Below are 15,024 nucleotides of genomic sequence, written 5' to 3'. Positions count from 1 at the left end.
CCCGTTAAGGTGGCATAATGCATAGCGGGTAAAGTGTCGGCCCGTTTACTATCGAAGGAGTGAAGATGCAAAAAATTGTGATTATCGCCAACGGCGCGGCCTATGGCAGTGAATCCCTGTTTAACAGCCTGCGTCTGGCCATTGCGCTGCGCGAACAGGAAGCGGATCTCGAACTCAAACTGTTTCTGATGTCGGACGCGGTCACCGCCGGGTTGCGCGGGCAAAAACCCGCCGAAGGCTATAACATTCAGCAGATGCTGGAGATCCTGACCGCGCAGAACGTGCCGGTCTTACTGTGCAAAACCTGCACCGACGGGCGCGGTATCACCTCCCTGCCGTTAATTGATGGGGTGGCGATTGGCACGCTGCCGGAACTGGCGCAGTGGACGCTGGCGGCGGATAAAGTCCTTACGTTCTAATAATCACCCAGGTTTAATACTTTTTTCTTATGCCAGCCGCTGGGGCATCAAGTTTGCCTGCTGTGTTGCCGATAGCCATTACAAACAACACAGCAGGTAATGATTATGTTCAGGTCAATTCGCGCACGCATTATTGCAGCGACGGCGGGCTGTCTCGCTATTGCGCTGCTTCTTAACACCGTTATCAACTACCAGGTTTCTCGCCAGCACAACCAGCAAGCCCAACAGGATATTCTCGACAGCACCAGCGCCAGCCACGGCCTGGCCATCGGCGACTGGGTTAAAACCAAAATGACCGCCATTGCCTCGTTGCAGCGCGTCGCCCTCACCGACGATCCGGTGCCGGTCTTTACCCAGCTGGCGCAGGCGGGCGGCTTTATCAATGTCTATGTCGGCTACGCCAGCAAAACGGCAAAATTTTCCAACCCGGAAGGCGTGCCGGCGGATTACGACCCGACAATCCGCCCGTGGTATCAGCAGGTGGTGAAGGCCGATGCCCCCGTTGTTACCACCCCTTACGTGGATGCCGGTAGCGGCAAGCTGGTCGTCACTTTTGCCGTGCCGGTGAAAGAGAATGGCGCGTTGAAAGCGGTGGTCGCGGGCGATGTCTCGATGGAGAGCGTGGTGGCTAACGTTCAGGGCATCAAGCCGACGCCCCACAGCAGCGGCCTGCTGCTCGACGGTCAGGGCGCGGTGATTGCCGCCAGTGATGCGAAGTTAACCCTTAAGCCGTTCAGCAACGCGATAAGCGGCGTCGATTTCTCCGCCCTGCAGAGCGGAGAACGGCTTACCGGGGAACTGAATGGCGAGCAGAAACTGTTCTACGCTACCCGCCTGCCCGACACCGGTTGGCTGCTGGTGGTGGCGCTGGACAGCGCTGATTCCACGGCGGGCCTGCTTGCGCAGTTGAAAGCCTCCGCGGTCTCGCTGGTGGTGCTGGTACTGATCGCGGGCGCGCTGATGCACTGGATTGTGGCGACGCTGCTCAAACGTCTGCTGACCATCCGCGACGCGATGAACGCCATCAGCAACGGGACGGACGATCTTTCCCAGCGCCTGCCGGAAACCGGGCAGGATGAAGTGGCGCAGATAGCCCATGCCTTCAACCAGTTCAGCGATAAGCTCTCCGTGGTGATGGTCAAACTGCGCGACTCCAGTAACTCGGTCCAGCAGGCGGCGCAGGAGATCGCTGCTGGCAACCAGGATCTGTCGGGTCGAACGGAACAGGCGGCCTCCAGCCTGCGCGAAACGGCAAGCGCGGTAGAACAGATTACCGCCTCGGTGGCGCAGTCTACCGAGTCGGCGGCGCAGGCAAATAGCCAGGCGCACGCCGCCTCGCAGGCGGCGTCCCGCGGCGGCGAGGTGGTGTCGCAGGCTATTTCAACCATGCAATCCATTGAGGTGGCTTCGGCAAAAATCGGCGATATTACCAGCGTGATTGACGGTATCGCCTTCCAGACCAATATTCTGGCGCTCAACGCCTCGGTCGAAGCGGCCCGCGCTGGCGAGCAGGGGCGTGGTTTTGCGGTCGTCGCCGGAGAGGTACGCAACCTGGCAAGCCGCAGCGCCCAGGCAGCGAAGGAGATCAAATCGCTTATCGACTCCACCACCGACAGCGTCGCCACCGGCTCGCGCTTTGTCCGCCTGGCGGGCGAGAGCATGGGCGACATTGTTTCCAGCATCGATAGCGTCTCGCTTATCATGCGCGACATCAGCGTCGCCACCAACGAACAGATGAAAGGTATTCAGGAGATTAACCACGCGGTCATTAACCTGGACCGGATGGTGCAGCAGAATGCAGAGCTGGTCATTGAGTCGGCGGCGGCGGCGGAGGCGCTCCGATCCCAGGCAGGCGAGCTGGCTGAAACCGCCGGGCATTTCCGCATATAATTTTTCCCCGGCGCGTTTTTCGCCTGTTTTTAACGCGCCGGGCCTGGCATCAGCGGCATAATGTCATTTTTGTTTAATCGTTACGCCATTTTTTGATCAAAATCAGCATCCCTTCCCTCCCCATTTGGTGTTATGCCACGAGTGAAGTGTGAACAACATCACGCACGGGATTTGCCGCAGGGAGTGCGTTGTTTATCTAAACGGGGTTGAAAATGGCGTTGGTTAAAACAAGTCTTAAATTATTTGGTGGGGATACGGTCGTCGTCCGCTGCTCGGAAAACTGTCATATCCATCTGATGAGCGAAAAAAACCATGCGGCGCATGCGCAAACAGATGTGCTGAGCGTTGAAGGCAGCACCAGCGCGTATCTGGCAGTGCCGTACAGCGGCATCTGGAACGTGCTTATTGATAGCCACAGCCAGTCGCTGGAACACTCCATCAGCTACGTTCCAGCGTAAGCGTAATACCTTCTCAGGCAAAACCAGGCTGCATTTCAGGGCCTGGTTTTTCATTTCCCAACAGGGTGCGCACTTTTTCCACCAGCTCGTTCAGGCAGTCGTCCTGCATACCCAGCTTCACCAGTTCCTGCTCCAGCGAGAAAAGATACTGCGCGTTAGTGCCGAGCGGGCCGCTGGCGGCGGCGATAAGCGGCGCGATAACCTGGGCGCGGGTATCCGCTTCATACAGCGGATGGCGGGGGTCCATAATAAACACCAGCGCGTTAACCGTGCGGCCATCGTCAAGCTGCAGTTTATGCCAGCTCGGCAGGTAACAGCCGGTGATCATTTCGCGCTTCCACAGCAGCGTAAGCTCCTGCTCCAGCATCGCCTCCGGTAGACGATAGGCCACGCCGGTGGTGCGTCCGCCCTCTTTTAGTGCAAGCATCCGCCCTGGCTGGCAGGCGGTACCGCGACCGGCGGTCAGCTTTAAACAGAAGGCGCGATGCCAGCCGGGCAGCGTGCCGGTACAGGATTCGACAAATTCCAGCGCCGGGTTCCACATCAGGGAGCCGTAGCCGAAGATCCAGACCGGGCCGTCATCCGGGCGGCAGGCCAGCGTCGCGGCCAGCGATGCCGCCCGCTGTTCCGCCGACCACAACAGCGATTCCTCAATATCGCCAAACGCTGTTTTACAATCTGCTTTTATTAAGAAATCACGCGTTAACACTTTCTACCTCCGCCACTGCGCGTATCCCTACGATGACTATGCTGCTGCCTTCCTGGCATATTGCAATGACGATATGCAATTCACGGGCCGTTGACAAGAGAGCCCGACGCGGAATATCTCTTAACGCAACCGTTCGTGGCGATATTAAAAAAAGCTAAACCGGCGCTGCTACGCTAATTATTTCTTTTTATGCCATTTATCGTCATCGCCCTTTTCGTAATCATTTTTCACCGCCGCCCAGGCAACTTTGTGCGCCGTCTCTTCCCGGCTGTCGTCGCCGCGGCGATCGTCCTTATCTTTGTACTGATCCCAGGCGCTGTTAAAGGCTTCTTTGTAGATATCCTGGGCGTGCGCAGGCAGAACATGTTTGACGCTTTCGGGCAGGTCAGATTTGTTTTTGTACGGCATCATTCATCTCCTTAAGTAAAAACTTAAGTCTGGTAGATACTGCTTTGCTTTGCCACCGGCCTGTCAATAATTAGGATTTAGCCACGCTATCTTGCTGGTAGCTAAATGGAAATTAAACCAAAGTGTAATAAAGAAAGGCTGAGAGGCGAAATTTCACCGTAGCCGTAAATAAAAGTAAAAATCCCGCGGTACTTCTGCATATTTTGCTATTTTACATCTGGAAATATTTTATTTTACACCTGCAAACTGGAGAAATAATGACAGCAATACACGAGGCGGTGAAAACCCGTCATAAGGAGACTTCGCTCATTTTCCCGGTGCTGGCGCTGGCAGTGCTGCTGTTCTGGGGGAACAGCCAGTCGCTGCCAGTGGTTATCGGCATGAATTTACTGGCGCTGGTGGGGATATTATCCAGCGCGTTTAGCGTTGTTCGACATGCCGACGTGCTGGCGCACCGGCTTGGCGAACCTTACGGCTCGTTAATTTTGAGCCTTTCCGTTGTCATTCTTGAAGTCAGCCTGATTTCCGCGCTTATGGCGACCGGCGACGCCGCGCCGACTCTGATGCGTGACACGCTCTACTCCATAATCATGATTGTCACCGGCGGTCTGGTGGGCTTTTCACTGCTGCTGGGCGGGCGCAAATTCGCCACCCAGTATATGAACCTGTTCGGCATTAAACAGTATCTCATCGCCCTCTTCCCGCTGGCGGTCATTGTGCTGGTCTTCCCGATGGCGTTGCCGGGCGGCAACTTCTCCATCGGCCAGTCACTGCTGGTGGCGCTTATCTCGGCCGCGATGTATGGCGTGTTTCTGCTCATTCAGACCAAAACGCACCAGAGCCTGTTCGTGTATGAGCATGAAGATGAGAGCGACGACGACGACCCGCACCACGGTAAGCCGTCGGCGCACAGCAGCCTGTGGCACGCTATTTGGCTGATCGTGCATCTGATTGCGGTTATCGCCGTCACCAAGGTTAACGCCAACCCGCTTGAGGCGCTGCTGACGCAGATGAACGCCCCGGTGGCCTTTACCGGTTTCCTTGTGGCGCTGTTAATTCTCTCACCGGAAGGGTTAGGGGCGCTGAAAGCGGTACTCAATAATCAGGTGCAGCGGGCGATGAATCTTTTCTTTGGCTCGGTGCTGGCGACGATCTCACTGACCGTACCGGTGGTGACGCTGATTGCCTGGCTGACCGGCAATGATTTGATGTTTGCGCTGGGCGCGCCGGAACTGGTGGTGATGCTGGCCTCTTTACTGCTGTGCCAGATCTCGTTTTCGACGGGGCGAACGAATGTGCTGAACGGTGCAGCGCATCTGGCGCTGTTTATTGCTTATCTGATGACCATATTTGCTTAACGCGGAGGGGGGCGACCTGCCCCCCTCACCCGCCCCTCCCCAGTGGAGAGTGGCGCGGTCTGGTATCAGCGAATCTTACTTGCTGGTATCCAGCTCTTCGAAGCTCTTCACCAGATCGTCAATCGCTTTGATCTGTTTCAGGAAAGGTTCCAGTTTAGCCAGCGGCAGCGCGGACGGGCCGTCGCATTTCGCATTTTCCGGATCCGGGTGGGCTTCGATAAACAGCCCGGCCAGACCGGTCGCCATGCCTGCGCGCGCCAGTTCAGTCACCTGAGCGCGACGGCCGCCGGAAGCGGCGCCGAACGGGTCGCGGCACTGCAGAGCGTGGGTCACGTCAAAAATCACCGGAGAGTTGCCGGAGACGCTCTTCATTACGCTAAAGCCCAGCATATCGACAACCAGGTTGTCATAGCCGAAGTTGCTGCCGCGATCGCAAAGAATCACTTTATCGTTGCCGCCTTCCGCGAATTTATCAACGATGTTACCCATCTGGCCCGGGCTTACGAACTGCGGTTTTTTCACGTTGATGACCGCGCCGGTTTTCGCCATCGCTTCCACCAGGTCGGTCTGACGCGCGAGGAACGCCGGCAGCTGGATAACGTCAACCACGTCAGCCACAGGCTGCGCCTGGCTGGCTTCGTGCACGTCGGTGATCACTTTAACGCCGAAGGTCTGTTTCAGCTCCTGGAAAATTTTCATCCCTTCTTCCAGGCCCGGTCCACGGTACGACTTGATGGAGGAACGGTTGGCTTTATCAAAAGAGGCTTTGAACACGTAAGGAATACCCAGCTTCTGGGTAACGGTGACATAGTGCTCACAAATGCGCATTGCGAGGTCACGAGATTCCAGTACGTTCATACCGCCGAACAGGACAAACGGCAGATCGTTGGCAACCTTGATATCGCCGATGCTCACCACTTTTTGTTTCATACAATTCCCTTATCAAATTAAGTCGATTAATTCACATTTAGTGCAGTGTAATGTGCTTATGCGAAATGGTGTTGATTTGCGCACGGATCATTTCACTAATAGGATCTTCCGGACACTGCTCGACAAAGTAACTTAAGTCATGCAGCGCAACGTGGTCGCACTCCAGCTGAGCGTATATCAGACCACGGTCGCGGATCTCATAGGGATCTTCCGGGTTAAACTGCAATAACGCTTCGCTCGCGCGCAGCGCCAGTTCCATCTGCTGCTCTTCCATCAACGCCGATTTCAGCGTATCCAGCAGTTTGCGGATGACCTCGGCGTTGTCCGCCTCATCGAGATCTTCGTTAAACAGCTCGGCAACCGGGCTGATATTGCCCTTTAACCACACTTCCAGCGTATGCTCATCAAGCGTATCGCCGTTAAAGGGATTAATGAGCCACATCTCGCCGTCCAGCCACTCCGCGCGCAAAATCAGCTGCGTCGGAAAAATGACCGGCATCAGGGGGATATCAAGATGCCCGGCGACCCACAATAAGATGGCCCCCAGCGACACCGCGCTACCCTGACGGTTTTTTAATACTTTGTCCAGCCACAGCGCATCCGATAACCGGTATACGCCGCGCGTGTCCTGAAAGCCCCATTCGCCATAAAACAGTTCAAGCAGCTTTTCTAACTGCCAGTCCTGCGGCTGGGCCTCGGAAATCTCTTCCCGCGCCAGCCTGACCAGGCGCTCCAGTTCGTCATGCACAAACTGCGAGGGGAAGTCGTCACGTATCAGCTCCGATACGAGAATCATTCCTTCGCACAATGGCGCTCTATTAAATTCGAAATCGGCTAACGACCGCATGTATTACCCCAATATCGGTGTCTTTGTGGCGGCAAGTTTATGATGATGTAAAGCACCACCAGCACCAGCAACAATGCGATTAACCGCGTTTGCTGGCTGCGCGGACGCTATTGCGCCTGCGCAGTGAAACCCAAAACGATGTAGATGATAACGCCAAACCGCTTCTTCGTCAGCCATACGCCGTCGAGAGGAGCGCGCCGGGCTCATGAACCCGCCCCGGCGGGCCAGCAGGCCAGCGTTAAACGTTCGTTATCGCCATAATCACGGCAGGTTTCCGTCTGCCGGTATCCCGCCTGGTCGAACAGCGCGCGTACCGCCTCGCCCTGCCGCCAGCCATGTTCAATCATCAGCCAGCCGCCGGGACGCAAAAAGCGCCTTGATTGTGCGATTATCCAGCCGATATCCGCAAGCCCCTCCTGCGCCGCGACCAGCGCCGAGCGCGGCTCAAAACGCACGTCGCCCTGGGCGAGATGCGGATCGTCGGCATCAATATAGGGCGGGTTGCTGACAATCAATTCAAACTGCCGCCCTTCCACCGCGCTAAACCAGTGGCTGAGCAGCACCGTAACGTTAGCCAGCCCCAGCCGCTCTGCGTTACGGCGGGCTAATGTTACCGCATCGGGGACGACATCAACCGCGGCGACATCGCAATCCGGCCTTTCGCTGGCCAGCGCCAGCGCAATCGCCCCGGTGCCGGTGCCTAAATCCAGAATCTGGCAGGGCTGCGGCGGCAGACGCGCCAGCGCCTGCTCGACCAGACATTCGGTGTCCGGGCGGGGAATCAGGGTGGCCGACGAGACAAACAGCGGCAGCGACCAGAACTCCCTCTCGCCGGTCAGATACGCAACGGGCTCGCCACGGGCGCGACGCTCCAGCAGCGCTTCCAGCCGCTCGCATTCATCCCCGGTCAACGGCGTCTCGCCAAAAGCCAGAATGAAGGTGCGCGTTTTCCCCGTCACAAAGCCCAGCAGAATTTCAGCGTCCCGGCGCGGGCTTTCACCGTGCGCGAGCTGGCCTGTCGCTCGCTGTAGCCACTGCTGATAGTCCATCACTCCTGCCCGGCAAGCGCCGCCAGCAGGTCGGCCTGGTGTTCCTGAACAATAGGCTCGATGAGCATGTCCAGTTTGCCTTCCATGACTTCGTCAAGGCGGTAGAGAGTAAGGTTGATGCGGTGGTCGGTGACCCGGCCCTGCGGGAAGTTATAGGTGCGGTTGCGATCGCTGCGATCGCCGCTGCCCAGCAGGTTGCGACGGGTTGAGGCTTCTGCCTGCTGGCGTTTCGCCACTTCCGCGGCATGAATACGCGCCCCCAGCACGGCGAGCGCCTTCGCTTTGTTCTTATGCTGGGAACGTTCGTCCTGGCACTCCACGACAATACCGGTTGGCAGGTGGGTGATACGAATGGCCGAGTCGGTGGTGTTAACGTGCTGGCCGCCCGCGCCGGAAGAACGGAAGGTGTCGATACGCAGATCCGCCGGGTTGATATCCGGCAGTTCCGCTTCCGGCAGTTCCGGCATCACCGCAACCGTACAGGCGGAGGTGTGGATACGCCCCTGCGACTCGGTCGCCGGCACGCGCTGAACGCGGTGGCCGCCGGACTCAAATTTCAGTCGGCCATACACCCCGTCGCCGCTGATTTTCGCGATAACTTCTTTATAACCGCCATGTTCGCCTTCGTTAGCGCTCATGATCTCAACGCGCCAGCGGCGCGCCTCGGCGTAACGGCTGTACATGCGGAACAGGTCGCCGGCAAACAGCGCCGCTTCATCACCGCCCGTTCCGGCGCGCACTTCGAGGAAGGCGCTGCGCTCATCATCAGGATCTTTAGGCAGCAGCAAGATTTGCAGCTGCTGCTCCAGCGCTTCGCTTTTTTCCTTTGCGCTGACCATCTCTTCCTGCGCCATATCGCGCATTTCCGGATCGTCGAGCATCATCCGGGCGGTTTCCATATCTTCCTGAACCTGTTGCCAGTCAGTAAAACAACGCGATACGTCGCTTAATTGCGCATATTCTCTGGACAGGGCGCGAAAACGCTCCTGATCGGCAATAGTTTGCGCGTCGCCGAGTAAGGCCTGAACTTCTTCATGGCGCTCGTACAAGGCTTCCAGTTTGGCAACGATAGAAGGCTTCATAGGCGTAAATGCACCCTGTAATAAGAAAAATGTTGTGCTACTCCAGCCCGAGGCTGTTGCGCAGAATATGCAGGCGCTCATCATCCCCGTCACGGGCGGCCTGCTGAAGTGATTTTGTTGGCGCGTGGATCAGGCGGTTGGTCAGTTTCCAGGCCAGATCCTGCAATATGGCTTGTGCGTCGCCGCCCTGTTCAAGGGAGGCAAGCGCTTTCGCCGTCAGTTCGTCGCGGATCTGCTCGGACTGACTGCGGTATTCACGAATGGTTTCGCTGGCGCTCTGGGCGCGCAGCCAGGCCATAAACTCGCTGGTTTCCTGCTCGACAATGCTTTCAGCCTGCACCGCCGCCGCTTTGCGCTGCGCCAGGTTATGCTGAATGATGCTCTGTAAATCATCGACGCTGTATAAATAGGCGTTGGCCACCTTGCCGACTTCCGGCTCGACGTCGCGCGGCACGGCGATATCCACCAGCAGCACCGGCTGGTTGCGGCGGGCTTTCATCGCCCGTTCCACCATGCCTTTACCGATAATCGGCAGCGGGCTGGCGGTAGAGCTGATGACGATATCGGCATCTTTCAGGCGCGAATCGATATCACTCAGGGAGATGACCTCCGCGCCTACTTCATCCGCCAGCGCCTGCGCCCGTTCGCGGGTGCGGTTGGCGATAATCATCTTCTGCACTTTATGTTCGCGCAGATGACGGGCCACCAGCTCAATCGTCTCCCCGGCGCCGACCAGCATCACCGTCACCGTTGAGAGCGATTCAAAGATCTGCCGCGCCAGAGTACAGGCCGCGAAGGCGACCGACACCGCGCTGGCGCCGATATCCGTCTCCGTGCGCACACGCTTGGCGACGGAGAAGGACTTCTGGAACATGCGTTCGAGTTCGCTGGCGTTAAGATGGCCGCGGCTGGAGTCGGCAAAGGCTTTTTTTACCTGGCCGAGAATTTGCGGCTCGCCCAGCACCAGCGAATCCAGCCCGCTCGCCACCCGCATCAGATGGCTGACCGCGTCATTATCATGGTGCCAGTAGAGGCTGTTACGCAGCTCCTCTTCGCTGATGTTGTGATAATCACACAGCCAGCGAATCAGGGATTCGTGCAGGTTGTCCCGCTCCTCTACGCTCAGGTAGAGCTCGGTACGGTTACAGGTCGACAGTACCACCCCGCCCTGCACCATTGGCTGCGCCAGCAGGCTTTCCAGCGCCTTGTCGAGCGTGTCCGGCGAAAACGTAATGCGTTCTCGCAGCGAAACAGGAGCCGTTTTGTGGTTGATGCCGAGCGCTAAAAGGGTCATGGGTGCGGGAATAGTACCAACGTTGATAAGGTTAGACTGTGCGCATCATACAGGATGCGCGAGGTCAATAAAAGAGAGCGCCCTCTTTTGGAGTAATTGGTAATTTCATGATTTAAGACAACTTGAACGTAGACGCTCTGCGCCCCCGGCGCTAGCATTAAGAGTATTAACTGCAACGCATATCAAGGATTTGCCCCCATTATGACACTGCCGGAATTTCGCCTTATTCGCCTGCTGCCGCTGGCAAGCCTCGTTCTGACCGCCTGTACGCTTACCGCGCCGAAAGGGCCAGGCAAAAGCCCGGACGCGCCACAGTGGCGGGCGCATCAGCAGGAGGTGCGCAATCTTAATCAGTTCCAGACGCGCGGCGCCTTCGCCTTTCTATCCGATCAGCAAAAAGTCTACGCCCGCTTTTTCTGGCAGCAAACCAGCCAGGATCGTTACCGCCTGCTGCTGACTAACCCGCTGGGCAGTACTGAACTGGAGCTGAACGCGCAGCCGGGCAGCGTGCAGCTGGTGGATAACAAAGGCCAGCGCTACAACGCCGAAGATGCCGAAGAGATGATTGGCAAACTCACCGGCATGCCTATTCCTCTGAACAGCCTGCGCCAGTGGATTGTCGGCCTGCCTGGCGACGCCACCGACTACAAGCTGGATAGCCAGTATCGCCTGAGCGAACTGAATTACACCCAGAATGGGAAAACCTGGAAGGTGGTCTATAACGGCTATGACAGTAAAACGCAGCCCGCGCTCCCCTCGAATCTGGAGCTCAACAACGGCGACCAGCGTATCAAGCTGAAAATGGATAACTGGATCGTTAAATGATGCGTTTTCCTGCTCCGGCAAAACTGAATCTTTTTTTGTACATTACCGGCCAGCGCGCCGATGGCTATCACACGTTGCAGACGCTGTTTCAGTTTCTTGACTATGGCGACACGCTGACCATCGAACCCCGGACGGACGGCGCGCTGCGGCTGCTTACGCCAGTTAAAGGCGTCCCCGACGAAGAGAACCTGATCGTGCGGGCGGCGCGGCTGCTGATGCAGTATGCCGACCAGCAGGGGCGTCTTCCGGCTGGCAGCGGCGCCGATATCAGCATTGACAAGCGCCTGCCGATGGGCGGCGGGCTGGGGGGCGGTTCCTCCAACGCCGCGACGGTGCTGGTCGCCCTCAATCATCTGTGGGGCTGCGGCCTGAGCGTCGAGGAACTGGCCGGGCTGGGCCTGCGTCTCGGCGCGGACGTACCGGTGTTTATTCGCGGCCATGCGGCGTTTGCCGAAGGCGTCGGCGAGGTGCTCACTCCGGTCGATCCGCCGGAGAAATGGTATCTGGTGGCCCACCCCGGTGTCAGCATCCCCACCCCGGAAATCTTTCGTGACCCGGACCTGCCCAGAAACACCCCGGTGAGGCCGCTGGAAACGTTATTAAATTGTGAATTCAGCAATGATTGCGAGGTTATCGCAAGAAAACGTTTTCGTAAGGTTGATGAGGCGCTTACCTGGCTGTTAGAATACGCGCCGTCGCGCCTGACTGGCACAGGTGCCTGTGTTTTTGCTGAATTTGACACAGAGCCTGCTGCGCGTCAGGTGCTTGAGCAAGCCCCGGCATGGCTCAATGCATTTGTGGCGAAAGGCGTTAACCTCTCCCCTCTGCATGCCGCCCTTGCCGGGCAAGCTGAGTTTCGGTGACAACGTCACCTTGTTCCAGACGTTGCATCGCGCTCTTTAAATACACCGCATGGATAGTATGATGTCTGAACCCGCACATTTACGACCTCTTCTATCCACCACTGGACGCATGCCTGAGGTTCTTCTCGTGCCTGATATGAAGCTTTTTGCTGGTAACGCTACCCCGGAACTAGCACAACGTATTGCCAACCGCCTGTACACTTCTCTCGGCGACGCCGCTGTAGGTCGCTTTAGCGACGGCGAAGTCAGCGTACAAATTAATGAAAATGTACGCGGTGGTGATATTTTCATCATCCAGTCCACTTGTGCCCCAACGAACGACAATCTGATGGAGCTGGTTGTCATGGTTGATGCCCTGCGCCGTGCTTCCGCAGGTCGTATCACCGCCGTTATCCCCTATTTTGGCTATGCTCGTCAGGACCGCCGTGTGCGTTCCGCGCGTGTTCCCATCACCGCTAAAGTTGTCGCGGATTTTCTCTCCAGCGTAGGCGTTGACCGCGTCCTCACCGTTGACCTGCATGCTGAGCAGATCCAGGGCTTCTTCGACGTGCCGGTGGATAACGTATTCGGTAGCCCTATCCTGCTGGAAGATATGCTGCAAAAAGACCTCGATAATCCGATTGTTGTCTCCCCGGATATCGGCGGCGTCGTTCGCGCTCGCGCTATCGCTAAGCTGCTCAACGATACCGACATGGCTATCATTGATAAACGTCGCCCGCGTGCGAACGTTTCTCAGGTTATGCATATCATCGGCGACGTCGCTGACCGCGACTGCGTTATGGTTGATGACATGATCGATACCGGCGGTACGCTGTGTAAAGCGGCTGAAGCGCTGAAAGAACGCGGTGCCAAACGCGTCTTCGCCTATGCGACTCACCCGATCTTCTCAGGCAATGCTATCCAGAACATCAAAAACTCGGTCATCGACGAATTCATCGTTTGCGATACCATTCCGCTGACGCCGGAAATCAAGGCGCTGGAAAAAGTACGCACGCTGACACTGTCTGGCATGCTGGCCGAAGCGATTCGTCGTATCAGCAACGAAGAATCCATCTCCGCCATGTTCGAACATTAATCAGCATCGGCAAAGAAACCCGCTCCGGCGGGTTTTTTTATCGCTGTAATTCATTTGTATGATTTATTAAATTTCGGTATACGTTTTGTGTAACCCATGTTCATTTCAGGGATGAACCACCGTGAAAAGAGTATTTTCTGCCCATATCATGCCATTTAGCGCCATTATTGAAGCCTGCTGGCGAGACCGTTACAGCGTTCCACGGTTTACCCGCGATATCATTGCTGGCATCACCGTCGGCATTATCGCCATTCCGCTGGCGATGGCGCTGGCTATCGGTAGCGGCGTCGCGCCGCAGTATGGCCTTTACACTTCCGCCGTCGCCGGTATCGTTATCGCCCTGACCGGGGGCTCGCGCTACAGCGTTTCCGGCCCGACCGCCGCTTTCGTCGTAATCCTCTACCCGGTGTCACAGCAGTTCGGCCTTGCCGGCCTGCTGGTGGCGACCCTGATGTCAGGGGTTTTCTTAATCCTGTTTGGGCTGGCCCGTTTTGGCCGCCTGATCGAATACATCCCGATTTCCGTTACGCTGGGCTTCACCTCCGGTATCGGTATCACGATCGGCACCATGCAGATTAAAGATTTTCTGGGTCTGCAGGTTGCGCATATGCCGGAACACTATTTGCAGAAGCTGGCGGCGCTGGCGATGGCGCTGCCGACAGTTAATGTCGGCGATGCCGCCATCGCTGTTGTCACCCTGGGCACGCTGATCCTCTGGCCCCGGCTGAGAATCCCCCTACCCGGGCATCTCCCCGCGCTGCTCGCGGGCTGCGCCGTTATGGGGCTGGTCAACCTGGCGGGCGGCGATGTGGCTACCATTGGTTCGCAGTTCCACTATGTGCTGGCTGACGGCAGCCAGGGAAACGGTATACCGCAGCTTTTACCGCAGCTGGTGCTGCCGTGGGATTTACCGGGCGGCGCGTTTACCCTCAGTTGGGACTCCCTGCGCGCCCTTCTCCCGGCGGCCTTCTCGATGGCGATGCTGGGGGCGATTGAGTCGCTGCTCTGCGCCGTTGTGCTGGATGGCATGACCGGCACACGACACAAAGCCAACAGCGAGTTGATAGGGCAAGGGCTGGGCAATATTGTCGCGCCCTTTTTCGGCGGCATTACGGCGACGGCGGCCATTGCCCGCTCCGCCGCTAACGTCCGTGCCGGCGCCACCTCCCCGGTCTCGGCCATCATCCATGCCCTGCTGGTGATTATGGCGCTGCTGGTGCTCGCCCCGCTGCTCTCCTGGCTGCCGCTCTCTGCCATGGCGGCGCTGCTGCTGATGGTGGCCTGGAATATGAGCGAAGCGCATAAAGTGGTGAACCTGCTTCGCCGCGCGCCGAAAGATGACATTATCGTGATGCTTATCTGCATGTCGCTGACGGTGCTGTTCGATATGGTTATCGCCATCAGCGTGGGCATTGTGCTCGCCTCGCTGCTGTTTATGCGCCGTATCGCGCGAATGACGCGTCTGGCCCCGGTTAACGCCGACGTGCCGGAAGATGTGCTGGTGTTGCGCGTTATCGGCCCCCTGTTCTTCGCCGCGGCGGAAGGTCTGTTCAGCGAGCTGGATGGTCGCCTGGCGGGCAAACGGATCGTGGTGTTGAAATGGGATGCGGTGCCGCTGCTGGATGCAGGCGGGCTTGATGCCTTCCAGCGTTTCGTTAACCGCCTGCCGGAAGGCGTTGAGCTGAGAGTGAGCAACCTGGAATTTCAGCCGTTGCGCACCATGGCGCGGGCGGGCGTGAAGCCCATCCCCGGTCGCCTGACCTTCTGGCCTGACCGCGATGCGGCGCTGGCGGATATCTGACGAATCCGGGAGTGAT

Annotated in this window: 15 protein-coding genes and 1 pseudogene; 8 read left to right on the top strand and 8 right to left on the bottom strand. The window is 57.6% G+C overall.

What is annotated here, in order from left to right; all coding sequences use genetic code 11:
* Positions 1–65: 65 nt before the first annotated feature.
* The 3 genes from ENTHG_RS04775 to ENTHG_RS04765 all read left to right on the top strand — a co-directional run bounded on the left by ENTHG_RS04775 (position 66) and on the right by ENTHG_RS04765 (position 2,767).
* Entirely contained in the window at positions 66–419 is a 354-nt protein-coding gene (locus tag ENTHG_RS04775) for a DsrE/DsrF/TusD sulfur relay family protein (RefSeq protein WP_044174786.1), read from the top strand.
* 105 nt (positions 420–524) lie between these two features.
* A complete protein-coding gene (locus ENTHG_RS04770; RefSeq protein WP_044174774.1) occupies positions 525–2,309 on the top strand; it encodes a methyl-accepting chemotaxis protein in 1,785 nt (594 codons plus the stop codon).
* Positions 2,310–2,521: 212 nt separating this feature from the next.
* On the top strand, positions 2,522–2,767 hold the full coding sequence (locus ENTHG_RS04765) for a DUF1883 domain-containing protein (RefSeq protein WP_044174761.1): 246 nt from the start codon (positions 2,522–2,524) through the stop codon (positions 2,765–2,767).
* 13 nt (positions 2,768–2,780) lie between these two features.
* Here ENTHG_RS04765 and ENTHG_RS04760 read toward each other — a convergent pair whose 3' ends face one another.
* Positions 2,781–3,476, bottom strand: coding sequence for a gamma-glutamylcyclotransferase (locus tag ENTHG_RS04760; RefSeq protein ID WP_044174748.1), 696 nt, complete (start codon positions 3,474–3,476; stop codon positions 2,781–2,783).
* Between the two features lie 177 nt (positions 3,477–3,653).
* Entirely contained in the window at positions 3,654–3,884 is a 231-nt protein-coding gene (chaB, locus tag ENTHG_RS04755; protein ID WP_044174736.1) for a putative cation transport regulator ChaB, read from the bottom strand.
* A gap of 257 nt (positions 3,885–4,141) precedes the next feature.
* Between chaB and chaA the strand changes: the two genes are divergently transcribed.
* The gene (gene chaA, locus ENTHG_RS04750) at positions 4,142–5,242 is read left to right on the top strand and encodes a sodium-potassium/proton antiporter ChaA (RefSeq protein WP_044174723.1); all 1,101 of its coding nucleotides are present in this window, start codon (positions 4,142–4,144) and stop codon (positions 5,240–5,242) included.
* Between the two features lie 75 nt (positions 5,243–5,317).
* On the opposite strand, the gene kdsA is transcribed toward chaA, so the two are convergent.
* The 6 genes and pseudogenes from kdsA to hemA all read right to left on the bottom strand — a co-directional run bounded on the left by kdsA (position 5,318) and on the right by hemA (position 10,444).
* Positions 5,318–6,172 (bottom strand): 3-deoxy-8-phosphooctulonate synthase, encoded by an 855-nt coding sequence (kdsA, locus tag ENTHG_RS04745; protein WP_044174713.1) that lies wholly within the window; start codon positions 6,170–6,172, stop codon positions 5,318–5,320.
* A 37-nt stretch (positions 6,173–6,209) separates the two neighbouring features.
* On the bottom strand, positions 6,210–7,019 hold the full coding sequence (sirB1, locus tag ENTHG_RS04740; protein WP_044174703.1) for an invasion regulator SirB1: 810 nt from the start codon (positions 7,017–7,019) through the stop codon (positions 6,210–6,212).
* A 3-nt stretch (positions 7,020–7,022) separates the two neighbouring features.
* Positions 7,023–7,201 (bottom strand): annotated as a pseudogene (locus tag ENTHG_RS25970) (SirB2 family protein); the annotation flags it as partial.
* Between the two features lie 21 nt (positions 7,202–7,222).
* Complete coding sequence (prmC, locus tag ENTHG_RS04735; RefSeq protein WP_044174695.1) at positions 7,223–8,068, bottom strand: peptide chain release factor N(5)-glutamine methyltransferase; 846 nt, start codon at positions 8,066–8,068, stop codon at positions 7,223–7,225.
* Entirely contained in the window at positions 8,068–9,150 is a 1,083-nt protein-coding gene (prfA, locus tag ENTHG_RS04730) for a peptide chain release factor 1 (protein ID WP_044174688.1), read from the bottom strand. Before prfA ends, prmC begins: the two co-directional genes overlap by 1 nt.
* Positions 9,151–9,187: 37 nt before the next feature.
* Positions 9,188–10,444: a glutamyl-tRNA reductase gene (hemA, locus tag ENTHG_RS04725; protein WP_044174677.1), complete on the bottom strand. Its 1,257-nt coding sequence runs from the start codon at positions 10,442–10,444 to the stop codon at positions 9,188–9,190.
* 201 nt (positions 10,445–10,645) lie between these two features.
* On the opposite strand from hemA, the gene lolB reads away from it, so the two are divergent.
* The 4 genes from lolB to dauA all read left to right on the top strand — a co-directional run bounded on the left by lolB (position 10,646) and on the right by dauA (position 15,008).
* A complete protein-coding gene (lolB, locus tag ENTHG_RS04720; RefSeq protein WP_044174668.1) occupies positions 10,646–11,269 on the top strand; it encodes a lipoprotein insertase outer membrane protein LolB in 624 nt (207 codons plus the stop codon).
* Complete coding sequence (gene ispE / locus ENTHG_RS04715) at positions 11,266–12,132, top strand: 4-(cytidine 5'-diphospho)-2-C-methyl-D-erythritol kinase (RefSeq protein WP_044174658.1); 867 nt, start codon at positions 11,266–11,268, stop codon at positions 12,130–12,132. Before lolB ends, ispE begins: the two co-directional genes overlap by 4 nt.
* A 127-nt stretch (positions 12,133–12,259) precedes the next feature.
* Positions 12,260–13,207: a ribose-phosphate diphosphokinase gene (gene prs, locus ENTHG_RS04710; RefSeq protein WP_044178989.1), complete on the top strand. Its 948-nt coding sequence runs from the start codon at positions 12,260–12,262 to the stop codon at positions 13,205–13,207.
* 121 nt (positions 13,208–13,328) lie between these two features.
* Positions 13,329–15,008: a C4-dicarboxylic acid transporter DauA gene (gene dauA / locus ENTHG_RS04705; protein ID WP_044174654.1), complete on the top strand. Its 1,680-nt coding sequence runs from the start codon at positions 13,329–13,331 to the stop codon at positions 15,006–15,008.
* The last annotated feature ends 16 nt before the right edge of the window (positions 15,009–15,024 follow it).

This window comes from Phytobacter massiliensis JC163, from assembly GCF_000321045.1.
In the GTDB taxonomy this organism is placed as follows: domain Bacteria; phylum Pseudomonadota; class Gammaproteobacteria; order Enterobacterales; family Enterobacteriaceae; genus Phytobacter_A; species Phytobacter_A massiliensis.
The sequence above is the reverse complement of the archived record's forward strand: the minus strand, read 5'-3'. Positions and strand labels throughout refer to the sequence as shown.